This window comes from Acinetobacter sp. 789_lipA (assembly GCF_058242845.1).
The window spans coordinates 3,068,215-3,089,770 of the sequence record NZ_JBZAYS010000001.1; the positions used below are offsets into that span (position 1 = coordinate 3,068,215).

Sequence of the window (21,556 nt, forward strand, 5' to 3'; positions counted from 1 at the left end):
TAAAGCCCTGAATATAGGTCTTTAAGATATTAAGCCTCTATTGCACTTTCCACTGCCCTGACAGTTGAATATTCACTTTTTCGCCTACACCTGCAATGGCTTTTTTCATGCCAAAATCACTTCGGTTAATTACGGCTGAGGACTGGACATCCAGTAGATTGGCATTATTGGCACTTGGTTTTAGGGTCGTGCTAAAGCTAACAGGCTTGGTGATGCCGCGAAGTGTTAAGTTTCCGGCAATATTATATTGACCATTACCCAAATCTTTAAAACTGGTACTTTTAAAGTTAGCGGTTTTGTACTTGGATGCATAAAACAAATCTTCACCCAAAATCATATTTTTCAGTGAAGGTTTACTCAAGCTTAGGCTATTTACATCCATGACAAAATGCGTCGAAGCATGCTGTGGTGCTTTGGCATCAAACTGCATACTAGATTGCACCCGATTAAACTTAGCTCTTACAACGGTTACACCCAAGGATTTAATTTCAAAGCCTACATTACTCTGAGGCGTCAATGTCCATGACTGGGCTTGCACTTGAGTGCTGAATGCAAATGTAACACCTGCAATCATCAAAGCATTTCTAATGACCGCATGACGTGCAATCTGTTTCGTCTGTTGTTTTCTATCCATTGAACTCGATCCTCGTCGAAATATTTTTATTCGACTGAGAACCTTAGTCTAAATTGGATGGGTCCTGAGTTAAAAATTTGTGTTGTAACTGTTTATATATTTCACTTTGTTGGAATTTATGTAAAAAATCACTGGTTCCCAGTGGAAACGCCTGCTCTAAAATATCACCTCGATAATAAGCTTCTCGAACAGGTGTTGCAGACATCGCATCTTGTAGGCTATCGAGTTCAACCATTTTCCATTCAGGAAAAAGCTGTAAATAATAGGAGGAATCATCTTTAAAATGGCCAATGAGTCCAACTTTAGAATCAGGTGTGACTACATGATTCACTAATTTTTTTACCAATTGCACCCATTTAACATCATTATAAACATCAATTACATGTACAAAGTGAATCCGTTTTTGATGCGCTTCTGAAAAGTTCGATAAAATCATTTCTTCACGTTCAGATGCTAAAAATGGATTTTTCGTATTTCGTTCATTTTGCGCAGAACCTAAAGCCAAAATGACATTTTCACTTTGCTCTAAAGCAATCTTAATGGTTTGCATATGCGCCAAGTGAAATGGCTGGAAGCGACCAATGAATACGAGATAATCAAATGTATATGGCATAAATCTTTTACTTTTTTATGAACTGGTCAGTTGTGTCGATCATAAAATTATGCGACATAATGAGCCCATAAAATTAAATCAAACTTTCTAGCAAGGATAGTACGATGACACTGAGCTGTATTCAACAACCTCATCAACATTTGAATGCAAAATTAGACAATGGCGTACTGACATTAGCCATTCACCGTCCTGAAGCAAAGAATGCGTTGTATGGCGAACTTTATTTATGGATCGCAAAAGCTTTAGATGAAGCAGATCTAGACAATAGCGTTCGTGCTGTCATTCTACGTGGTGAAGACGCGGACTTTACCGCAGGCAACGACATGCAAGATTTTATGAAATCTGCAGCGCAAAAAGGTCAAGCACCTGCGGCTGAAGGCCCTCCATTTATTTTACTTAAATCTGCGGCAAAATTTTCTAAACCGTTGATTGCGGCTGTACGTGGTGTGGCGATTGGTATTGGGGTAACGATCCTGTTACATTGTGACTTGGTTTATAGCGACAACACTGCCCTATTCCAGATTCCATTTGTAAGCCTTGGTTTATCTCCAGAAGGTGCTTCAAGCAAATTATTGGTAGAACAAGCAGGTTATCACAAAGCTGCTGAATTACTGCTGACCGCTCAGAAGTTTGACAGTGCAACTGCAGTTGCTGCAAACCTTGTGAATAGTATTGAAGATGATGTGTATGCAGCAGCAGCTAAAAAAGCGGCACAGTTGTCTGCTTTACCTTTAGCCTCTTTAGTGCAGTCTAAGGCATTAATGAAGCACAATGTAAATGAAATTGTGGCTTGGATTGATCATGAAGCTGAAATTTTCATGGATCGTGTCGGCTCTCCAGAAATGATGGAAGCCGTATCAGCATTTATGCAAAAGCGTAAACCTGATTTCACCCAATTCAACTAATCGTTCATCGTTGAATCACTAAAAACAACTGTGTTTCATATTACACAGTTGTTTTTTTATTTTCCGTCCCAAAATATTTAAGAACCTATTCGGAAAACTTCTTATGTCAAACACTACAGAAAAAAAGCGTTACTTTGAGCCTGCCCCACAAGACATCGATGTTGAAAATTTTAAGAAAGTCATCCAAAGCCGTCGTTCAGTACGTAAGTTCACGGATAAACCGATTCCAAGTGAAATTTTAGATGAATGCTTAGATTTAGCGTTGCTTGCACCCAATTCATCAAACTTACAGCCTTGGACATTCTATGTGGTGCAAAATCCGAGTAAGAAAAAGCAGCTGGTTAAAGCGTGTTTAGGACAACTTGCTGCTAAAACCGCATCCGAATTAATCGTATGTGTCGCTAGAACAGATCGTGTTGATGAGATGGCGAAACTAAATATCACCGAGTTTCCATTTCCCGAAGCACCACCAGCGATTCAAAAGTATTACCGCTTTATTCCATACAACTATAAAACAGGTTATTTCAATGCATTGGGTAACTTCAAAAAAGTTGCATTTAAAGTAGCCCGTACACTTGATAAACAACTTCCTGTTACTGCATTTAATCAAGCCGATGCTAAGCTTTGGGCAAGTAAAACTACAGCTTTAGCTTGTGAGAACCTAGTGCTAGCTTTACGTGCCTATGGTTTCGATAGTTGTATGATGGAAGGTTTTGATGAGCCTTTGGTGCGTAAACTGTTAAATCTGAATGATCAACAATACCCTGTGATGGTGATTGGTGCAGGTGAGCGTGCAGAAGACGGTGTATTTTTCCCGCAGTACCGTTTTGATCGTGAGTTATTTATTCAGAAGGTTTAGTTGCTACCTTAATTATAGTGATTGCAAAAGTTTGATACGCGTTAAGGTCATCAGCAACTGTTCGAGCTAACCTAAATACCTATCATAGAGTTTCTGCGACTTATTTAATCATATGATAAAAGCAATCGAGTTTTGCTGATGACAATGGTTTTGCCTACTTTTCCCGAAAGAAAAGTAGGTCGAACCGAAGGTTAAAGTCTCAATTAAATATTAAACCTTAAGACTCCGCCACAAACTTCTTTTAAGATTAAATATCCACGATTTGAATAAACTCAAAAGCTGGTTCTTCATAGGGATGACTTAATTTTAAAGCCTTTACCACAGTGACAGCTTTCTCCTCTGGAACAATGGTTTCTACCCGCCACTCTGGAATTTTCTCCAAAGCATCCAACTCACCTATAAACGGATTTGCGTCTTTTACAGGTTTAAACTGGCCTGTACCCAAAACCTGCCATGCACAGTGTTCATAGTTTCCTATACCACCTGCCCCTGCTTCAAAAATCGCAAGTTTGGTAGATTCAAGATGTGATTCGGGAACATAGTAAATAAGTTTGAGCATGGAACTACTCTTTATGAGAATTTGATAATTTTTCGGACTCGGCTCTTATATCCCAAGTTGAGAAAAGAAACACCGACATGGTTCCTGCTAAATTCACTGCTAATTCTGCATGTCTCGAAGATGGTTTAAAATTCTTCTGCCCTTGTCCATGTGCATCACCAACTTTATTTCTTAATGCACCTAATCCCTCAACAATAGAACTACAACCGCCCAAAATCTGCTTAAAAGTTTGCTCTGTATGTTGTGATGGAGATAGGTTCAACTTTTTGTTTAATAGACGGTACAAATGATTAATATCAGGACTATTTCCATAATCAACATTGAAGTCATCCAATATATGCTTACAAGTAGATTCCAATAATGTTCTCGACAACGTAATTGCCCCTTCGGGATCTGTACTTCGTCTTTCTAAAGCTTTACCCCATATTTGATGAATGTAATCAGAACTTAAACCTTCAATTTTATTCATCACTAGATGGTCTAATGGAGTTGTATCTAAACTTTCCAAGACATCGAACAATTCATTAAAATCATCATAGATATGTTGTTTACATTCCTCATAACCATTAAAAGTATTTTTTAAATAGTCATTCGCCTGATCTAAAGATCTAGAATTTTTCACTAATGTTGGAAGATAAGGTTTTAGATTATTAATTTTAATCAGCTCATTTCTCAATTGAATAAATGCTTCGTCAGAGCCTTGCTCTAATTTGTCTAAGACTCTAGAGATGATTAACTCTTGTAATAATGAAACTGTTTTTATTAAATCTGTCATTTTTAATCTTAAATATTCAAACTTTAAATATTTTATAAGTATATAAAAATAAAGCCATAAATATTTTTGAATATCTTATCATCAATAAAAATCCACCTTTCGTTGGTTCTTTAACTTTCAAAAATCACATCTGCAATGCATAACCCAAAATCAAAAAGATCAATTGCAAGCTCAAAATCACAGCAAACAACTTCCATCCTTTTTTACGCAATGCAGACTTATCTACTGCTTCGTATGTAACTGTTTTAATCATGTCATCACCTCATACATGAGTGTTGATACTGAAATTGTTTAGTGATCCATCTTTCTTCTATTGTGCATGATATTTGTGCATTTATTACACAATATCACTTTTACATAAATATAAAAGCAAAATCTAAACCAACTTCAGCGGGAGAATTAAAAAAATAAAAAACGATTCAATAAAAAAGCCACCCGAAGGTGGCTTTTCAAAACCCAGACTTCAGATTAACCAATGAACTTACGTGCATTACGGAACATACGTAACCATGCACCATCTTCCGTCCACTCTTCAGGCTTCCAAGAATGCTGTACTGCACGGAAGTTACGTTCAGGGTGCGGCATCATAATCGTTGCACGACCATCTTTCGATGTAACACCTGAAATCGCTTCTGGAGAACCATTCGGGTTCATTGGATAGTGTTGAGTTGGGTTACCTTGGCTATCGACATAACGCAAGATTACTTGATTACCTGTATTTAATGCAGCCAAGTTATCTGCACTAGTCACTACACGACCTTCACCATGTGCAACTGCAATCGGTAGGATTGAACCTTCCATACCATCTAACAAGACAGAGTTCGATTTTTCAACACGAACATTGACCACACGCGCTTCAAACATCTCAGAAGTGTTGCGATGGAATCGCGGCCAAGCTTCAGCACCCGGAATCAGTGGAGCCAATTGCGACAACATTTGGCAGCCGTTGCAAATACCAAGAGAGAACGTTTCGTCACGGTTGAAGAATTTTTCAAATTGGTCACGAAGTTTTGGGTTGAACAAAACTGATTTCGCCCAGCCGCCGCCTGCACCCATGACGTCACCATAAGAGAAGCCGCCGCATGCCACAAGGCCTTCAAAGTCATCTAGGCTGATACGACCTGCAAGTAAGTCGCTCATGTGCACATCTACAGTGTTGAAACCAACTTTGTCGAATGCCGCAGCCATTTCAACATGACCATTTACGCCTTGTTCACGTAAGATCACCATGTTTGGACGTCGTTCGTTGATGTACGGCGCTTCGATTGGCTCGTTCAAATCAAATGTAGGTTTTGCAATAATACCTGCATGTGATTTATCCGTGATCAATGCAAATTCTTGATCCGCTGTTTCTACGTTGTCACGTAAACGTTGGATCTGATGTGACACTTCAGTCCACGCCACTTGCAAGTCTGCACGTTCAAGCACTAAGCCATTTACAGTCAACTGATCGGTGTTGTTTACCGTACCAATGACCGTAATTGCATCGCATAATGTAGATGCCGCAACTTCTTCTGCAAGTGTTGCCCAATCAGACGTGCTGATTTGAAGCACTGCACCAATTTCTTCTGCAAATAAACTTTCAGTTGATTGATCTTCTAAAGCCACACCGAGACGTGCTGCAAACATCATTTCCGCAACAGTTGCAAGCAAACCACCATCACCAATGTCGTGGTAAGCCTTAATTAAGCCGCGGTTGTTCCAGTCTTGAACCAAGACAAAGAAAGCTTTGAAGTCGTCAAAACTATCCACATCTGGTGTCACTGAACCAATAGCTTTATAGACCTGAGCAAGGATAGAACCGCCTAGACGGAACTGACCTTTAGAAAGATCAATACGCACAAGTACTGATTCTTCATTTTTCAATTCAGGCGTTAAGGTTTTACGTACATCAGTCACAGGCGCAAAGGCTGTGATTACACCTGACATCGGTGAAGTCACCGATTTGTCTTCGCCTTCATCATTCCAAGTAGTACGCATAGACAATGAGTCTTTACCCACTGGAATTGCAATACCGAGTGCAGGACACATTTCCATACCGATGGCTTTTACACCTTCAAATAAAGCTTGGTCTTCACCCTTTTGCCCTGCCGCCGCCATCCAGTTCGCAGACAATTTAATGTCACTGATCTGGTCGATTTTTGCAGACATAATATTCGAGATCGACTCTGCAACCGATAAACGTGCAGATGCCGCAGGGTTTAACAATGCAACAGGTGGACGTTCGCCCATCGCCATTGCTTCACCTGTATAGCCTTGTAAGCTTGTTGTGGTCACTGCTGCATCTGCAACAGGAACCTGCCAACGACCTACAAACTGATCACGTGCAACCATACCTGTAATTGAACGGTCACCAATGGTGATCAAGAATGATTTCGATGCAACCGTTGGGTTTTTAAGTACACGGTAAATCGCATCTTTCAAATCTGTGACTTTAGAAGCATCAAAGTCGTCGCCTTGACGTTCAATCGTTTCATACGAACGGCTCATACGAGGTGTGCCGCCCAGCATGACTTGCATTGGCATATCCACGGCTTTGTTATCAAACAATGGATCGTTCACTGTCAATTGACGCGCTTCAGTTGCTTCACCTAAAACGGCAAACGGACAACGTTCGCGTGCACATAATGATTCAAATAATTCTAAAGAACTTGGACGAATCGCCAATACATAACGTTCTTGCGCTTCGTTTGACCAGATCTCCATTGGAGACATGCCCGGCTCAAGTGATGGAATCTTACGTAAATCAAGAATCGCACCCAGTTCGTGGTCATTCACCAACTCAGGCATTGCGTTTGAAATACCACCTGCACCCACGTCATGCACAGACACGATTGGGTTGAAGTCTTCCATACGCCAGCATGCATCAATCACTTCTTGGCAACGACGTTCCATTTCAGGGTTTTCACGTTGTACAGAAGCGAAGTCTAGGTTTTCACCGAGTTTACCGCTGTCTACAGAAGATGCAGCACCGCCACCCAGGCCGATCAGCATTGCAGGCCCACCAAGAACGATCAGCAAGTCACCCGGTTGAATCGCATCTTTTTCCACGTGGTCTGGACGAATGTTACCGTAACCACCCGCAATCATAATTGGCTTATGGAAGCCTTTTACATCGCCATTTACATTTTGTTCAAATGTACGGAAGTAACCATTTAAAGCAGGACGACCAAATTCGTTGTTAAACGCAGCACCACCCAATGGGCCTTCAATCATAATTTGAAGCGGAGATGCCATACGAGATGGTTTACCGTAGTTTTCTTCCCAAGGCTGTTCAAAGCCCGGAATATTTAAGTTTGAAACCGTAAAGCCTGTTAAACCTGCTTTTGGTTTACCACCACGACCTGTTGCACCTTCATCACGGATTTCACCGCCCGAACCAGTCGCAGCACCCGCAAATGGCGCAATCGCTGTTGGGTGGTTATGCGTTTCCACTTTCATCAAGATGTGAGCGGCTTGGCTCTTGTATTTATAAACGTGGTGACCCGTCGCTTCATCTTTCTTTGGATAGAAACGCTGAGTATCAAAACCAACGATCACCGAAGCATTGTCTTTATATGCGGACAATACATCTGTCGGTGATTCTTTATAAGTATTTTTAATCATTTGGAACAATGACAATGGCTGTTTTTCACCATCAATTGTCCATTCAGAACCAAAGATTTTATGACGACAGTGCTCTGAGTTTGCCTGAGCAAACATCATCAGTTCAATATCGTGCGGATTACGACCGAGCTTGTTAAAAGCAGCAACTAAATAATCAATTTCTTCATCAGAGAGTGCAAAACCAAACTCAGAGTTCGCTTTTACTAAAGCGTCTTTACCCTGACCTAATATGTCAATTGCATTTAAAGGCTTTGGTGCAGTTTCAGAGAACAATGCAGCAGCGTCTTCAATTTGATTGAACACACTTTCAGTCATACGGTCATGTAAAACTTGTTTTACTGCATCCGATACTTCAGAAATACCTTTTAAAGTAAACAAAACACCGCGTTCTAAGCGGTGTATCGGGGTATTACAGTTAGCAAAAATATCCGTTGCCTTTGATGACCACGGCGAGATTGTACCTACACGTGGCGTCACAAGGACTTGAACTTCATCACTTGTCGCTTCGCGAACTTGGAAGGTTGCGCCATCATTTAATAGCTGCAAAGCAGATTGCTGTTGTTGCTCGTCGAGCGCTTGGTCGAAAAGGTAAACCCATTGGCTTTCTATTGATTGAACAGAACTGATAGACGATAGACGTGTTAAAAGTTGTGTTTGCTTAAAAGAAGAGTGTGCAGGTGCACCGGCAACGATAAACATGCTGTTTTTGGCTCCACGGGCAGGTCTAGACAACCTACCTCAATGTGACTTGAAGAGAGCGCATATTCTACTGTGTATTGCCAAAATCAGCTAGTCGTCTACGACTTAAAAAAGTGAGATTTCTTTGTTTTAAAAGATCAATTTACTTTGACTTTAAAAATCAAACATGATTAGTAACAAATGTTTTAAGGAATAAATTTCAAAGATGCCCGACTTTTAGGCTTTTGTTGGGTTCTAAAAACCATTTTCAATTGATATTTAAGCTGCAAATAACGAAGTTGACAGCCTGCTTGAGAACAAACAGGACTGCTTTAAGATGTTCTATTTCTGAAAACTTCATACTGCATAAATTAAAAGACAACTTATGTCGCAGCCCTCTAGAGCTCGTCACACTTTTTTGGCATGATGAAGCCAATAACTCACTGAATAACGATAAATGATGCAAATGCGTTGGTTGGAACTGCTCTCAACAGTTCGTATTGGAAGTAAAAAACAAAATACCGAATTGGCACGTAGCCCATTTCACAAAGATTATGATCGAATTATTTTTTCCCAAAGTTTTCGCCAACTGAACCGAAAAACCCAAGTCCATCCACTGACTCAACACGATGGCATTCACACCCGTTTAACTCATTCGCTCGAAGTCTCCTGCATTGGACGCTCTCTTGGCATGCTCGCAGCGGAAAAGATCAAGGACGAACTGCCAATTTGGATTTCCCCTGCCGATGTTGGAGCCATTATTCAAGCAGCTTGTTTAGCACATGATATTGGGAACCCCCCGTTTGGCCATGCAGGTGAATACGCCATTCGCGAATGGTTTGACGATGCATCACATGGAAACTTTTTAGAGAAACTTTCCGCAGAAGAACAAGCCGATGTGCGTCAGTTTGAAGGTAATGCCCAAGGTCTACGCTTACTGACTAAAATTGACTATCACCCTAATGATGGTGGCATGCGTCTAACCTATGCAACACTGGGCGCTTATTTAAAATATCCGTGGCTGTCTAAAACCATCGAATCACAAGGCAATACCCCTGCCAGTAAACGTGCCAAATTTGGCTGCTATCAGGCAGAAAAAGAAATCCTTCAACAAATTGCAGAGCAACTCGGACTGATTCAACTGGGTGAATATCATTATTGTCGTCATCCACTGACTTATTTACTTGAAGCAGCAGATGATATTTGCTACGCCCTGATTGACCTTGAAGATGGCATTATTTTAAACATGTTGTCTTATGAAGAAGTTGAACCGATTTTTTTAAGCTTGCTTGGTGAATATAGCGCACCAACTGAACTGTCGATGCCAGATACGACTTGGCAGCAAAAAATTGCAGCCCTGCGCGGGCGCGTGATGAAACGTCTGGTTGAAGAAGTCACATCGGCTTTTGCTAAGCATCATTTTGAAATTTTAAACGGACAACTGGCTGGCAGCTTACTGCAATACTGCGCTGCTGATATTGAGTTAGGCATTAACCGTGCAAAAGATTTAGCCCGCAATAAAATATTTGAACACCCACAAAAAGCTGGTTTGGAAATTATTGCCCATCAAAGTTTACAAAACATTTTAGATGCCTTTATTCCGCTCACTACACCGCATAAAACATTGAGCTTTAAAGAACAACGCTTAATGGCTATTTTATGTCGTTCTGGTGCGCACTTTGGTAGCAACCATTATGAAAATATCATGCAGGTCTTAGATATTATTTCTAAATTTTCAGACCACCAAGCGTACAACTTGTCTCAAGAGTTACAAGGCAATAAGGCAGGATTGATTTAAATGTGTCATCAACATCCAGTTTGATGATAAAGCCATCAATCCGAACTCAATTTTCCGTGAGCCTTTTGCCTTTCTGCGCAATGCTCACTACTATGCAACCATTGATAAAAAAGTGAATCACACAACATGATCGGATGTCTTATTGGTGAAGTCTTCGCACTAGAAGCACCCACCGTACTTTTAAATGTAAATGGTGTCGGTTATGAAATTGATACACCACTGACAACCTTCTGCCAACTACAAAAAGGCCAGAAGATTACCTTATGGACGCACCTTGCCGTGCGTGAAGATGCTCAACTGCTCTATGGTTTTCTACATCAACAAGAAAAAATCATTTTTCGCACCCTATTAAAGGTCAACGGTGTCGGCCCTAAAATGGCTTTAGGTATCTTATCCACGCTTAGTGTCGATATGCTGATTCATACTGTTGAGCATGAAGATATTAATACACTGGTTAAAGTACCTGGTGTGGGTAAAAAAACCGCTGAACGCCTCATGATTGAACTACGTGATCGCTTTAAAGCGATGTCTTCAGGTACAGCACCAAGCAACTCAACCGTTGAACAAATTCAGTTCACAGGTAACTCTGCCGTGGCAGAAGCTGAAGCGGCCTTACAATCTTTAGGGTATAAACCTTTAGAAGCACAGAAATTGGTCAATGCAGCAAAAGGTGATTTCACTGAAGCAAGCGACATCATCCGTGCTGCACTCAAATCGATGAATAAATAAAGCATCTCAATCAAGACGACATTTGATACACGTAAGTGTCATTGGCAACTGTTCGAGTCAGGAGACATTTGCAGATCAATGTTTCTGCGATATAGTCGATAAGAACTTTCATTCGATGAGTTTTGCGATGAGGTGCATTGCACCGCAAGTGGTTTTCTTGCGAAGCATTGCTTCTCATTTTGCAAAACAAAAGTAAGGCGAACCGCAGGTTATTCCTGAGTTTCGCTTGAAAATGGAAAGACTCCGCCAAGGTATATACTTTCTTTTCTGACATTTTGCTACAAAGCATATTCACCTAAAGTTTAAATAATATATGCAAGACCGTCTCATCGGTGGTTCCGAAAAACCCGAAGATCATATCGACCGCGCTATCCGCCCGACCTCACTCGATGACTACATCGGTCAGCCCGTGGTTCGTGAGCAAATGGAAATTTTTATTGGCGCAGCCCGTGGTCGTGGTGAAGCACTCGATCACACCTTAATTTTTGGTCCACCGGGACTAGGTAAAACCACACTTGCCAATATTATTGCGCGTGAAATGGGTGGAAACCTCAAGTCGACTTCAGGCCCCGTACTAGAACGGGCTGGGGATTTGGCAGCCATGCTGACCAACCTTGAAGAAGGTGATGTGCTATTCATCGACGAAATTCACCGTCTTTCCCCCGTGATTGAAGAAATTCTTTACCCTGCCATGGAAGACTACCAACTCGACATTATGATTGGTGAAGGTCCTGCAGCGCGTTCAATTAAGCTCGACTTACCCCCTTTTACTTTAGTTGCCGCAACCACACGTGCTGGACTCCTCACCTCTCCTTTACGTGACCGTTTTGGCATCGTGCAACGCCTTGAATTCTATTCCGTCGCTGACTTGACGCATATTGTGACTCGTTCTGCCAATTTGATGGATGTACCTATTACACGTGAAGGTTCAGCAGAAATTGCACGTCGTTCACGTGGTACGCCGCGTATCGCCAACCGCTTACTACGTCGAGTTCGTGACTATGCACAAGTCAAAGGTACTGGTGAAGTGACACAAGATATGGCTCAGCGTGCACTCGATATGCTCAATGTCGATAAAGATGGTTTAGACACTTTAGACCGTCGTTATTTGAGTATGTTACTTGAACGTTTTGATGGCGGCCCTGGTGGTGTAGAAGCTTTGGCAGCTGCAATGGCTGAAGACTCAGGTACATTAGAGGACGTGATTGAACCGTATTTGATTCAACAAGGTTATGTGATGCGGACAGCCCGTGGTCGTATTGCCACCAATATGGCATATTTACAGTTTGGTATGACACCGCCTGAACCGAAACATTAAGCAAAAAAACTAAGCCTGAAAAATAGGCTTAGTTTATGAATTTATCTAAAACCATCTCATTTTTTAAAAGTTTTTTTGCAATGAGTTTAAATTTTGCAATGTGATTTCTATATGCTTTAATGTCTTCCTGCAATGTACTACTTTTACGTAATAGAGCATTATTTAATAAAGCACCATCTAAAACAATGTCTCTTAAAATTAGATTTACCTCAGTTTGAAAATCAGCAGTATAGTAAAAAACTTCAAATGATATTTTCACCTTTAAAGCCTGCATATTTTTCAATCTTCCTTGGAGTTCTTTATATATTTCATAACCATACGTACCCTTTTGAACATGCTTTGATAAATCAATCTTTATACTTTCCATCGCAGTAAATCCAATAAATGTTGATAAATTTTCCGCCTCAGTTAGAAAATCAACTACCAATCTTTTAAATTCATTTCTATCCTTATTAAAACCATCTATTTTATTCTTCATAAGTAATTGTTTATATTGATTTTCAATTAAATTACTATTTGATTCCATCATTAGTCTTTCAGAACTTTCTATTTGCTTAATTACCGCATCAAAAGACTGCTTCGTTAAATCAAAACTTTTTCGTCCATACCAATATGCCAACCAAGTAGCTAAGCCACCTAAAGCTAATGCAATCACAACAGAAAGTGCAAAAGACAAAATAGCCGTTTTGTCTGTAGAAGCATTTAATTCCATATGTGTTTTAGCAGGCTGCTGGAAAACTATTGTTTGCACACTTGGTTGTTGAGGCACTGTCCAAGGAAGTTGAATTACTATATCGTTAGAATCTTGCTTAGGCATATTTCAAACTTATTTTTAACTTATCAAGTGGCTTTATCATACTAAACTTCAAATAGGCTTGAACACAAAGTAAGGTTTATAAAGAAGAAATTTCTCTCACATCCTCCACCAGCATTAACTCACACGCCCCATTTCCTGTGTCTGTCCGACTCAGTGAACTGCGCCACGTCCAACCATCAGCCGACTTAACTTCAACCAGTTGCCCTTTTAAATAAACCATGTCATCCACATCAATATCTGCAAGCTTTTGTGCAACAACTTTATTGGCTGGGATCAAATGCGTATTGGCACTACTCGAGGCAATGTCATTTACTGGAATGGGTGGATTGTTCTCATAACGCCAATAATACCAACGATTACTTTGTGTAATAGATAGTTGCTTGTAGACTTCAGGCTTCGCCATCTCGTTCCAACCCAAAGCAAAATCCACAGGACTCAGCTCTGCTTCACGACCCATCCTATAGTTTTCACGCGCCAACACACGAAACTCTCCCGCATATGGTTCTAAGGAAGTAATTGTGTAGCCTTCAACTTGCTGTACATTTTCAATCGGTGAATATAACTCTAAACTTCTGCTTCCTTGCTCAGGCTTAAGCCAATATGTCCACAGCGCAAATGCCACAGCCAAAATAAGCAGCAGTTTAAAATAACCATTCATTCCCTTATCCTTATATTTTTATAGCCATACAGCGTTCAACTCCCCCAACAGTTATGAATCACAATATTTGACATCTTGTGCCATTGGAGTGAAATCTCATAATGCTAAACTGCGACGCATTAGTACTTTGACGTGCATCAATTTTAAGACCCTGTCCTTAAATATAAAAGCGCCAAGTCAATCTAAATCGACTCGTACAACTGGAAAAACGGAATACTCTCATGGCGAATAAATTTGAATTCAACATTCGTGTCTATATTGAAGATACTGATGCAGGTGGCATTGTTTACCACGCCAATCATATTCGCTTTATGGAGCGTACCCGTACTGAGTGGTTACGTGCTTCTGGTGTAGATCATTACTGGCATCAAAAAGACTATAACTTCGTTGTACACAAAATTAATGTGAAATATTCACGTCCAATTTTAATGGATGATTTAATTACTGTTACAGCAAGTGTTGTTTCGTGTAAGGCTACGTCATTTGTGTTGCAACAAAATATTTATCGTGGTGAAATCATGCTTGCATCTGGTGAGGTCGAATTGGCATGTATCAGTTCAGAAATGAAACCACGTCGACTTCCCGATGAAATCCGCGAACTGATTCTAAAAGAATTAGGACAAGACTAAAAAAATTATTGGCACATGTAGTAACTATGGCAACTCAACTCGAATCATCTCTTCAAGTTTCAGATCTAATATTACAAGCAAGCCCAGTCGTACAACTGGTAATGCTGGCTTTACTTTTGGCCTCGCTGTTTAGCTGGTATCTGATTGCCAAGTTACACATGAGTTATAAAAAAGCACAGGCAGACGATGACCATTTCCAAAAAATCTTTTGGTCGGGTGCTGAACTGAATACGCTATATAACAATGCGCAACTTAACTCCAAACGTGTCGGCCTTGAGGATATTTTTTATCAAGGTTTAGGCGAGTTTTTAAAACTCAAAAAACGCAATGCTGCTCCAGCACAAACCATTGAAGGCACAGAACGTATTTTACGCGTCGGTCTAAGTCGTGACCAAAGCCAACTTGAACAAGGCTTAGGTGCTTTGGCCAGCATTGGTTCTGTTGCCCCGTATGTTGGCTTATTTGGTACCGTTTGGGGCATCATGAATGCATTCATCGGTTTAGCAGACGTAGATCAAGTCACCCTTGCCACGGTTGCACCCGGTATTGCTGAAGCCCTCATTGCTACAGCGATTGGTTTATTTGCAGCGATTCCTGCGGTATTGGCATTTAACCATTACACCGGAAAAGGCGAAACAGTTTACTCCGATCGTGCTTTATTTGCAGAAGAAATGGTTGCGTTATTACAACGTCAGTCTTTGGGTGAAACTAAGGAACATGACTAATGGCAATTCAACGTTCAGGACGCTTCGAGCGCATTAAGAAACCACTAAAAAGTGAGATGAACGTCGTCCCATATATTGACGTCATGCTCGTATTATTAGTGATTTTTATGGTCACCGCACCCATGATTACCAGCGGCATCAATGTCGATCTTCCTCAGGCCAATGGCAACCCCATTGAATCAAAAGATGCACCTGCAATGGTCAGCTTAGATAAAGAAGGTCGCTATTTCCTTAAATATAAAACACACAGTTCAGCTGAACCTTTGGCTTTATCTGAATTGACCTCTATTTTAAGTGAAGCACAGCAACAAGCTCAGGCTGAAAATAAAACTTTAACCGTTGTTGTGGAAGGTGAACAGTCACGCTCTTATGGCGAAGTCATGTCGCTCATGAACAGCCTACAAGAAGCGGGTCTCAGCCAAGTTGGATTACTCACAGAGCCATTAAAGTAATTTATGAAAGATTTTAAAAAGCCACCTTTTAAACAAAAAGCCATCGCGCTTGGATTTACCTTTGGTGTCCATGTGATTGCTGTTGTTGGCTTACTTTATCTTGGTATGAGTAAACCACCAGAGCCACCGAAGCAAATTAGAACTGTGCTCATCAAACCTGAGGACTTAAAGCCTGTTACGCTTGAAGAAACAGAGTTTACTGAAACAGCGCATGAAAATGTAGCAAAAGAGGTCACACAAACTGCTCCGCCCGCTGTAGAGCCTGCACCTGTGATCCCAACTGCACCACCTATAACACCCGTTGTGCCAAAGGTCGACACTCAAAAAGCAGCAGCGGATGCCAAAGCTGCTGAAGCGGCAACGCGTAAAGCAGAAATGCAAAAGCAGTTAGAGGCACGAGCGAAGGCTGAAGCTGAAAAACTACAAGCTCAGCAAGAACGTGCTGCTGCCCGTGCAGCGGAGCAAGCTAAAAATGCAGAGAAAGCCAAAACAGATGCAGCGGCGAAAGCCGAAGCAGATGCCAAACGCCGAGCAAACTTAGAAGCATTGAAAAAAGCAGAGGCAGTACAAAAAGCGAAGCTAGAGGCACAAAAGAAAGCGGATCTCGCTAAAAAGCAGAAGCAAGACGCTGATACAAAGGCCAAAGCAGATGCAGATAAAGCCAAGGCTGCCGCTGATGCAAAACGTAAAGCCGATGCAGACAAAGCGAAAGCCGCCGCTGATGTTAAAGCTAAAGCAGATGCTGCGAAGACCAAAGCTGACGCTGATGCGAAACGTAAAGCTGATGCTGATAAAGCTAAGGCAAATGCTGATGCAAAAGCCAAAGCTGATTCCGAAAAAGCCAAGGCTGCCGCTGATGCAAAACGTAAAGCTGATGCTGAAGCGAAAGAGCGTGCGGCTGAAGAAGCACGTGCTTCATCTGCAAAACAAGCTGCCGAAGAAGCCGCGCAAAAGAAAGCAGAAGCAAAGCAAATTGCTTCAACGGCTAAGCGCGACTTTGAGAATAAAATTAAGCGTGCTTGGGATACCCCAGCAGGTTCAACGGGTAAAACCGCGACTGCACGTGTCACGCTTTCGGATAGTGGTGCTGTACGATCTGTGCTCGTAAGCTCCAGTGACCCTGACATGAAAGCCAGCGTCGAAGCAGCTGTTCGTTCTGCTGCACCCTATCCAATGCCTTCAGATCCAGAAGCGCGCCGGCAAGCACAAAGCTTTACCTCATCCTTTACTGCAAAATAACCCAAATCCCTCTGAACAGTCAGGGGGATTTTTTTAGCCTAAATCTCAGTACTTTTATATACTCAAATAACTTATTTTATATACGTTTAATCTGTTTTAGCTTTCAATAACAATCCGTGCAATATCTTTAATTTCAGTCGATATTGCACTCCATATAAGCAAATCGCCACTCCCCCCTTATCACACATATCTACCTATGCGTTTTTGCATTTACGCTTCAACGACTTAATTCTTACTCATTTTTCACAGTGTTATAACAGATCAGTCATAATTTCATGCTTTTAATATTAGAAAATCATGCCATTATGTAGAACAATTAAACCCACAATAAAAGCCGTTTGTTTGAGTAAATAACGAATGATGGAAATGACGCGTAAACACCTTCTTAGCCTAGCCATTTTAACTGCTTTCAGCCCAGTCTTAGTGACTCAAGCGCATGCTCAGCTTCATTTAGAAATTGCAAAAGCACCTGAAGAAGCGCCTAAAATTGCAATCGTACCTTTTAGCAATGACAGTAGCCTCTATCCCATTATTGAAACGGATTTAAACCGCTCAGGGAAATTTACCAGCGCTTCAAAAAATTTACCTGCAACCGCCAGCATGAATAATCCGAACGCAGCCAACTGGCAGGCTGCAGGTGTTCCATATGTCGTTACAGGAACAGTAAAAACCACTGAAAATGGTAGCTACGAGGTTCATTACCAACTGTATGATGTCCAAAAACAACAATATCTTTTAAATGAATTATTAACTGTTCCAGCATCACGCGTTCGTTCTGCTGCACACATGATTAGTGATGCCATTTATCAAGCATTAACTGGTATTCCAGGAGACTTTAGCGGTCGTATTGCTTATGTGCTACGTAATCCAGCTACACCGGAACAACGCTATACACTACAAATCGCGGATACTGATGGTGAGCAACCACGTACAATTTTAACGTCACGCGATCCAATTTTATCGCCTGCTTGGACACCAGATGCCAAGAAAATTGCTTATGTTTCATTTGAAACCAAACGCCCTGCAATTTATGTCCAAGACCTTTCGACAGGTGCGCGTGAAAAGCTTGCTAGCTTCCGTGGTCTAAATGGCGCACCAAGCTTCTCTCCAGATGGGAAAAGTATGTTGTTCACCGCTTCTATGCATGGCAACCCAGAAATTTACCAAATGAACTTGGAAACCCGTCAACTGCAACGTATGACCAATGACAGTGCTATTGATACTGAAGCACGTTATGCACCAGATGGTAAGTCATTTATCTTTACTTCTGACCGGGGTGGTTCTGCACAAATTTACCGTTATGACTTGGCAAATAGCAGTTATAACCGCCTGACCTTCCGTGGCGCATTCAATGCACGTGGTACGCTCAGTGCCGATGGCAAAAAGCTGGCACTGGTCCACCGCCCAAGCGGTAGTAACTATAAAGTCGCTATTCAAGATTTAAACTCAAGTGTTACAAATATTTTAACGCCAACCAGTTTGGATGAGTCACCAAGTTTTTCCCCAAATGGGCAGATGGTGGTCTATGCAACGCGTGAAGGTTCACGTGGTTTGTTATCGATCATGTCACTGGATGGCCGTTTCCGTATGAATTTACCAAGTGAACAAGGTGAAGTCCGTGAACCCGCTTGGGCACCCAAATAACTTTTTTAATGACTAGTCATTTAATAATCATCAATTTTCATGGAGATGAAGAATGAAATCGATCAAACTTTTAGCCCTTCCAATCTTAGCGACTGCTCTTGTAGTTACAGGATGTGCGAGCCGCAAACCCGCTGCGACAATTGAAGCGGGTCAAAACCCAAATGGTTCAACCACAGTCAATACTCAAGGTCTAAGTGAAGATGCTGCTTTAAATGCACAAAATCTTGCAGGTGCATCGGCAAAAGGCGTAACTGAAGCCAACAAAGCATTTTTAGCAAAACGCGTTGTGCATTTTGACTATGACAGTAGCGACCTCAGCAATGATGATTACCAAACGCTACAAGCTCATGCGCAGTTCTTAATGGCAAATGCAAATTCGCGTGTGGCGTTAACAGGTCATACCGATGAGCGCGGTACACGTGAATACAATATGGCATTGGGTGAGCGCCGTGCCAAGGCGGTTGAAAGTTTCTTAATCACCACAGGTGTGAGTCCAAACCAACTTGAAGCCGTTAGTTATGGTAAAGAAATGCCAATCAATGCAGGCCATGACGAAAATGCATGGAAAGAAAACCGTCGCGTAGAAATTAACTACGAAGCAGTTCCACCACTTTTAAAATAATGCTGGTATTACAACTGAAATAAAAAAAGCGCTCCTTTCGATGAGCGCTTTTTTTATGACTTAAACTTGTACAGGCTTGGGATTTTCATCAGATTCTTCAGCATGTTGCATAGATTCAATCATGTCATGTTTATTGAACTTTTTATACTCAGCTTTTGCTTCGTAGTCTTTCCACGCTTTTTTTACGCTATCGTCTGAAATATCATCTAAGTTAATCCCTTCGCTCGGCGTTGGAGTCGCATCAAATTTTTGCGTTGTCATTGTTGTGCTCCTATTTTTACCTGATATTCCTTCCATCAACATAGCACTTTCCACAAGACTTGCAAGGGTAAAATCGCAGCAAATAGTCGAGTTTAATTGTTCTTTTGTCTCGTTCTCGACTAAAATATAGCGCAATGTTGATTTTGTTACGTATTCAAGTTTTAGTGGAGTCCTCCCCCTTATGTCATATCTCAATCTGTCCCAATTTTTAGAACAACAAATGGGAAATCTTACGCCTGAATTGGCACAAGTGATTAGCACCATTGCTGCTACTTGCCAAACTATCGATCAAGCTTTACAAAAAGGCGCTTTAGCAGGTGTTTTAGGTAGCGCACAGCATGAAAACGTGCAAGGTGAAGAACAGAAAAAACTGGATGTGATTTCAAATGATTATTTGATTGATGCTCTAAAAGTTCACCCACAAGTTGGTGGCTTAGCGTCTGAAGAATTGGATGAATTCACGCCAGCTCAAGAAAATGGCAAATATTTAGTTTTATTTGACCCACTTGATGGTTCAAGCAACATCGACATCAATATGTGTGTGGGTACTATTTTCTCAATCTTGCCTGCAAAAAATGCAGTGACACAAGCTGAAGACTTTATGCAAGCAGGCAACCAGCAAGTTGCTGCGGGTTATGTACTTTATGGCCCATCAACCATGTTGGCACTAACAGTCGGCGCAGGTACGGTGTTCTTTACCTTTGACCCAGAAACTCAACAATTCTTGCTCACCTCTGAAAATATTCAAGTGGCAGTAGATACCAAAGAATATGCCATTAACTCATCAAACCAACGCCACTGGGAAAACCCAGTAAAACGTTATATTGAAGAACTTCTCGCAGGTAAAACAGGTCCACGTGAGAAAGACTTCAATATGCGTTGGGTGGCTTGTATGGTGGGCGACATTCACCGTATTCTTTGCCGTAGCGGGATTTTCATGTATCCATACGACCTCAAAGATCCGAAAAAAGCAGGTCGCCTACGTTTAATGTATGAAGCAAACCCTATGAGTATGCTAATTGAACAAGCTGGCGGTGCATCTACAACGGGTCGCGTTCGTATTTTAGACATCGAACCAACTGACCTACACCAACGTGTCCCTGTTATTATTGGTTCTAAAAACGAAGTCGATTTAGTGACTGGCTACCACAACTAATTTTTTTAAATGCGCATAGCCATCTGACGCGTTATGCGCATGAGTCTCCTCCATGTCGATTATTTTCCTTGAATCAAAAGACAACCCAAAGATTAAACATCTCCGTGGTTTAATAGAGCAAAGTAGCTACCGTAAAAAGCAAGGTCAAACTGTGCTTGAAGGGACACACTTAGGCTTAGCTTGGGTTGAAAAAAAGAAGAAACTCAATTCTATTTTCACCACTGAAAATGCACTCGAACACCCTGATATTTGCGATATTCTAGATGAATATGAGGGTGCTGTTTTTGTCATTGCTGAAAGCCTATATCGTGACTTAAGCACATTAGGAACGACTTTACCCTTCTTGGCAGTTGTAGACTTACCAAGTTCAAGCCAAAGTGTAGACTTTAGCTTAGATACCTTGATTTTGGAAAACATTCAAGATCCAGGCAATGTAGGTACACTACTCCGCTCTGCTGCTGCAGCGGGTATTAAGCAAGTTATTTGTACCAAAGGTTCTGCTGCACTCTGGTCACCACGTGTATTACGCGCAGGCATGGGTGCACACTTCTCACTCAACACCTATGAAAACGTTGCCATCGAAGATGTACTCGAACGCTTTGAAATTCCAGTGTATGTAACCAGCTCACATCAGGCTGAAAGTTTATATCAAAAAGATTTAACACAAGCTTGTGTCTGGATCTTAGGCAATGAAGGCCAAGGAGTTTCTGACTTTGCTTTAGCACATGCTCAAGCACTGAGCATCCCACAGCCCGGTGGCCAAGAATCTCTCAATGTCGCTATTGCGGGTTCAATCTGCTTTTTTGAAATGGTACGACAACGACTTTAAAATCGTTAAGTTATATTAACTAAAGTCGGCTCAGCAGAAAAAATAGATTA

22 protein-coding genes are annotated in these 21,556 nt (G+C 41.3%); 13 read left to right on the plus strand and 9 right to left on the minus strand.

Annotated elements, in window-relative coordinates:
* Nucleotides 1–37: 37 nt before the first annotated feature.
* Together AC4CUZ_RS15145 and AC4CUZ_RS15150 are read right to left on the minus strand one after the other, a co-directional pair.
* Nucleotides 38–634: a YceI family protein gene (locus AC4CUZ_RS15145; protein ID WP_004693844.1), complete on the minus strand. Its 597-nt coding sequence runs from the start codon at nucleotides 632–634 to the stop codon at nucleotides 38–40.
* A gap of 43 nt (nucleotides 635–677) precedes the next feature.
* Complete coding sequence (locus AC4CUZ_RS15150) at nucleotides 678–1,247, minus strand: nicotinate-nicotinamide nucleotide adenylyltransferase (protein ID WP_004693846.1); 570 nt, start codon at nucleotides 1,245–1,247, stop codon at nucleotides 678–680.
* Between the two features lie 104 nt (nucleotides 1,248–1,351).
* Between AC4CUZ_RS15150 and AC4CUZ_RS15155 the strand changes: the two genes are divergently transcribed.
* Together AC4CUZ_RS15155 and AC4CUZ_RS15160 are read left to right on the plus strand one after the other, a co-directional pair.
* On the plus strand, nucleotides 1,352–2,152 hold the full coding sequence (locus tag AC4CUZ_RS15155) for an enoyl-CoA hydratase-related protein (RefSeq protein ID WP_004693847.1): 801 nt from the start codon (nucleotides 1,352–1,354) through the stop codon (nucleotides 2,150–2,152).
* Between the two features lie 103 nt (nucleotides 2,153–2,255).
* Nucleotides 2,256–3,011: a nitroreductase family protein gene (locus AC4CUZ_RS15160; RefSeq protein ID WP_004693849.1), complete on the plus strand. Its 756-nt coding sequence runs from the start codon at nucleotides 2,256–2,258 to the stop codon at nucleotides 3,009–3,011.
* 247 nt (nucleotides 3,012–3,258) lie between these two features.
* Here AC4CUZ_RS15160 and AC4CUZ_RS15165 read toward each other — a convergent pair whose 3' ends face one another.
* The 4 genes from AC4CUZ_RS15165 to purL all read right to left on the minus strand — a co-directional run bounded on the left by AC4CUZ_RS15165 (nucleotide 3,259) and on the right by purL (nucleotide 8,650).
* Entirely contained in the window at nucleotides 3,259–3,570 is a 312-nt protein-coding gene (locus AC4CUZ_RS15165; RefSeq protein ID WP_004693851.1) for a YqfO family protein, read from the minus strand.
* A gap of 4 nt (nucleotides 3,571–3,574) precedes the next feature.
* Nucleotides 3,575–4,345, minus strand: a complete 771-nt coding sequence (locus AC4CUZ_RS15170) for an abortive infection family protein (RefSeq protein ID WP_004693852.1) — start codon at nucleotides 4,343–4,345, stop codon at nucleotides 3,575–3,577.
* A gap of 124 nt (nucleotides 4,346–4,469) precedes the next feature.
* Nucleotides 4,470–4,598: a KGW motif small protein gene (locus tag AC4CUZ_RS15175; protein WP_004693854.1), complete on the minus strand. Its 129-nt coding sequence runs from the start codon at nucleotides 4,596–4,598 to the stop codon at nucleotides 4,470–4,472.
* Between the two features lie 215 nt (nucleotides 4,599–4,813).
* Nucleotides 4,814–8,650, minus strand: coding sequence for a phosphoribosylformylglycinamidine synthase (gene purL, locus AC4CUZ_RS15180; RefSeq protein WP_004693857.1), 3,837 nt, complete (start codon nucleotides 8,648–8,650; stop codon nucleotides 4,814–4,816).
* A gap of 436 nt (nucleotides 8,651–9,086) precedes the next feature.
* On the opposite strand from purL, the gene AC4CUZ_RS15185 reads away from it, so the two are divergent.
* The 3 genes from AC4CUZ_RS15185 to ruvB all read left to right on the plus strand — a co-directional run bounded on the left by AC4CUZ_RS15185 (nucleotide 9,087) and on the right by ruvB (nucleotide 12,474).
* Nucleotides 9,087–10,427, plus strand: a complete 1,341-nt coding sequence (locus AC4CUZ_RS15185) for a deoxyguanosinetriphosphate triphosphohydrolase (protein WP_004693859.1) — start codon at nucleotides 9,087–9,089, stop codon at nucleotides 10,425–10,427.
* A 126-nt stretch (nucleotides 10,428–10,553) separates the two neighbouring features.
* Nucleotides 10,554–11,156, plus strand: coding sequence for a Holliday junction branch migration protein RuvA (ruvA, locus tag AC4CUZ_RS15190; protein ID WP_004693861.1), 603 nt, complete (start codon nucleotides 10,554–10,556; stop codon nucleotides 11,154–11,156).
* A 313-nt stretch (nucleotides 11,157–11,469) separates the two neighbouring features.
* Entirely contained in the window at nucleotides 11,470–12,474 is a 1,005-nt protein-coding gene (ruvB, locus tag AC4CUZ_RS15195) for a Holliday junction branch migration DNA helicase RuvB (protein ID WP_004693863.1), read from the plus strand.
* Between the two features lie 28 nt (nucleotides 12,475–12,502).
* Here the strand turns inward: ruvB and AC4CUZ_RS15200 are convergent, their stop codons facing one another.
* The gene (locus tag AC4CUZ_RS15200) at nucleotides 12,503–13,291 is read right to left on the minus strand and encodes a hypothetical protein (protein ID WP_004693865.1); all 789 of its coding nucleotides are present in this window, start codon (nucleotides 13,289–13,291) and stop codon (nucleotides 12,503–12,505) included.
* Between the two features lie 76 nt (nucleotides 13,292–13,367).
* A complete protein-coding gene (locus AC4CUZ_RS15205) occupies nucleotides 13,368–13,949 on the minus strand; it encodes a hypothetical protein (RefSeq protein ID WP_004693867.1) in 582 nt (193 codons plus the stop codon).
* Nucleotides 13,950–14,170: 221 nt separating this feature from the next.
* Between AC4CUZ_RS15205 and ybgC the strand changes: the two genes are divergently transcribed.
* The 6 genes from ybgC (at nucleotide 14,171) to pal (ending at nucleotide 19,260) form a co-directional block, all read left to right on the plus strand.
* On the plus strand, nucleotides 14,171–14,578 hold the full coding sequence (gene ybgC, locus AC4CUZ_RS15210; protein ID WP_004693869.1) for a tol-pal system-associated acyl-CoA thioesterase: 408 nt from the start codon (nucleotides 14,171–14,173) through the stop codon (nucleotides 14,576–14,578).
* A 26-nt stretch (nucleotides 14,579–14,604) separates the two neighbouring features.
* Nucleotides 14,605–15,303, plus strand: coding sequence for a protein TolQ (gene tolQ, locus AC4CUZ_RS15215; protein ID WP_004693871.1), 699 nt, complete (start codon nucleotides 14,605–14,607; stop codon nucleotides 15,301–15,303).
* Complete coding sequence (gene tolR, locus AC4CUZ_RS15220) at nucleotides 15,303–15,755, plus strand: protein TolR (protein ID WP_004693872.1); 453 nt, start codon at nucleotides 15,303–15,305, stop codon at nucleotides 15,753–15,755. The genes tolQ and tolR overlap by 1 nt, the downstream gene beginning before the upstream one ends.
* A gap of 3 nt (nucleotides 15,756–15,758) precedes the next feature.
* Nucleotides 15,759–16,994 (plus strand): cell envelope integrity protein TolA, encoded by a 1,236-nt coding sequence (gene tolA / locus AC4CUZ_RS15225; RefSeq protein WP_004693874.1) that lies wholly within the window; start codon nucleotides 15,759–15,761, stop codon nucleotides 16,992–16,994.
* 360 nt (nucleotides 16,995–17,354) lie between these two features.
* Nucleotides 17,355–18,638: a Tol-Pal system beta propeller repeat protein TolB gene (gene tolB, locus AC4CUZ_RS15230; protein WP_005399723.1), complete on the plus strand. Its 1,284-nt coding sequence runs from the start codon at nucleotides 17,355–17,357 to the stop codon at nucleotides 18,636–18,638.
* Nucleotides 18,639–18,690: 52 nt separating this feature from the next.
* Nucleotides 18,691–19,260, plus strand: coding sequence for a peptidoglycan-associated lipoprotein Pal (gene pal, locus AC4CUZ_RS15235; RefSeq protein ID WP_004693879.1), 570 nt, complete (start codon nucleotides 18,691–18,693; stop codon nucleotides 19,258–19,260).
* Nucleotides 19,261–19,320: 60 nt separating this feature from the next.
* Here the strand turns inward: pal and AC4CUZ_RS15240 are convergent, their stop codons facing one another.
* The gene (locus AC4CUZ_RS15240; RefSeq protein ID WP_004693880.1) at nucleotides 19,321–19,521 is read right to left on the minus strand and encodes an NF038105 family protein; all 201 of its coding nucleotides are present in this window, start codon (nucleotides 19,519–19,521) and stop codon (nucleotides 19,321–19,323) included.
* 181 nt (nucleotides 19,522–19,702) lie between these two features.
* On the opposite strand from AC4CUZ_RS15240, the gene AC4CUZ_RS15245 reads away from it, so the two are divergent.
* Nucleotides 19,703–20,677 (plus strand): class 1 fructose-bisphosphatase, encoded by a 975-nt coding sequence (locus AC4CUZ_RS15245; RefSeq protein ID WP_004693882.1) that lies wholly within the window; start codon nucleotides 19,703–19,705, stop codon nucleotides 20,675–20,677.
* 52 nt (nucleotides 20,678–20,729) lie between these two features.
* Nucleotides 20,730–21,506 carry a TrmH family RNA methyltransferase gene (locus tag AC4CUZ_RS15250; protein WP_004693884.1) on the plus strand — a complete coding sequence of 259 codons (777 nt, stop codon included), beginning with the start codon at nucleotides 20,730–20,732 and terminating at the stop codon, nucleotides 21,504–21,506.
* Nucleotides 21,507–21,556 lie beyond the last annotated feature (50 nt).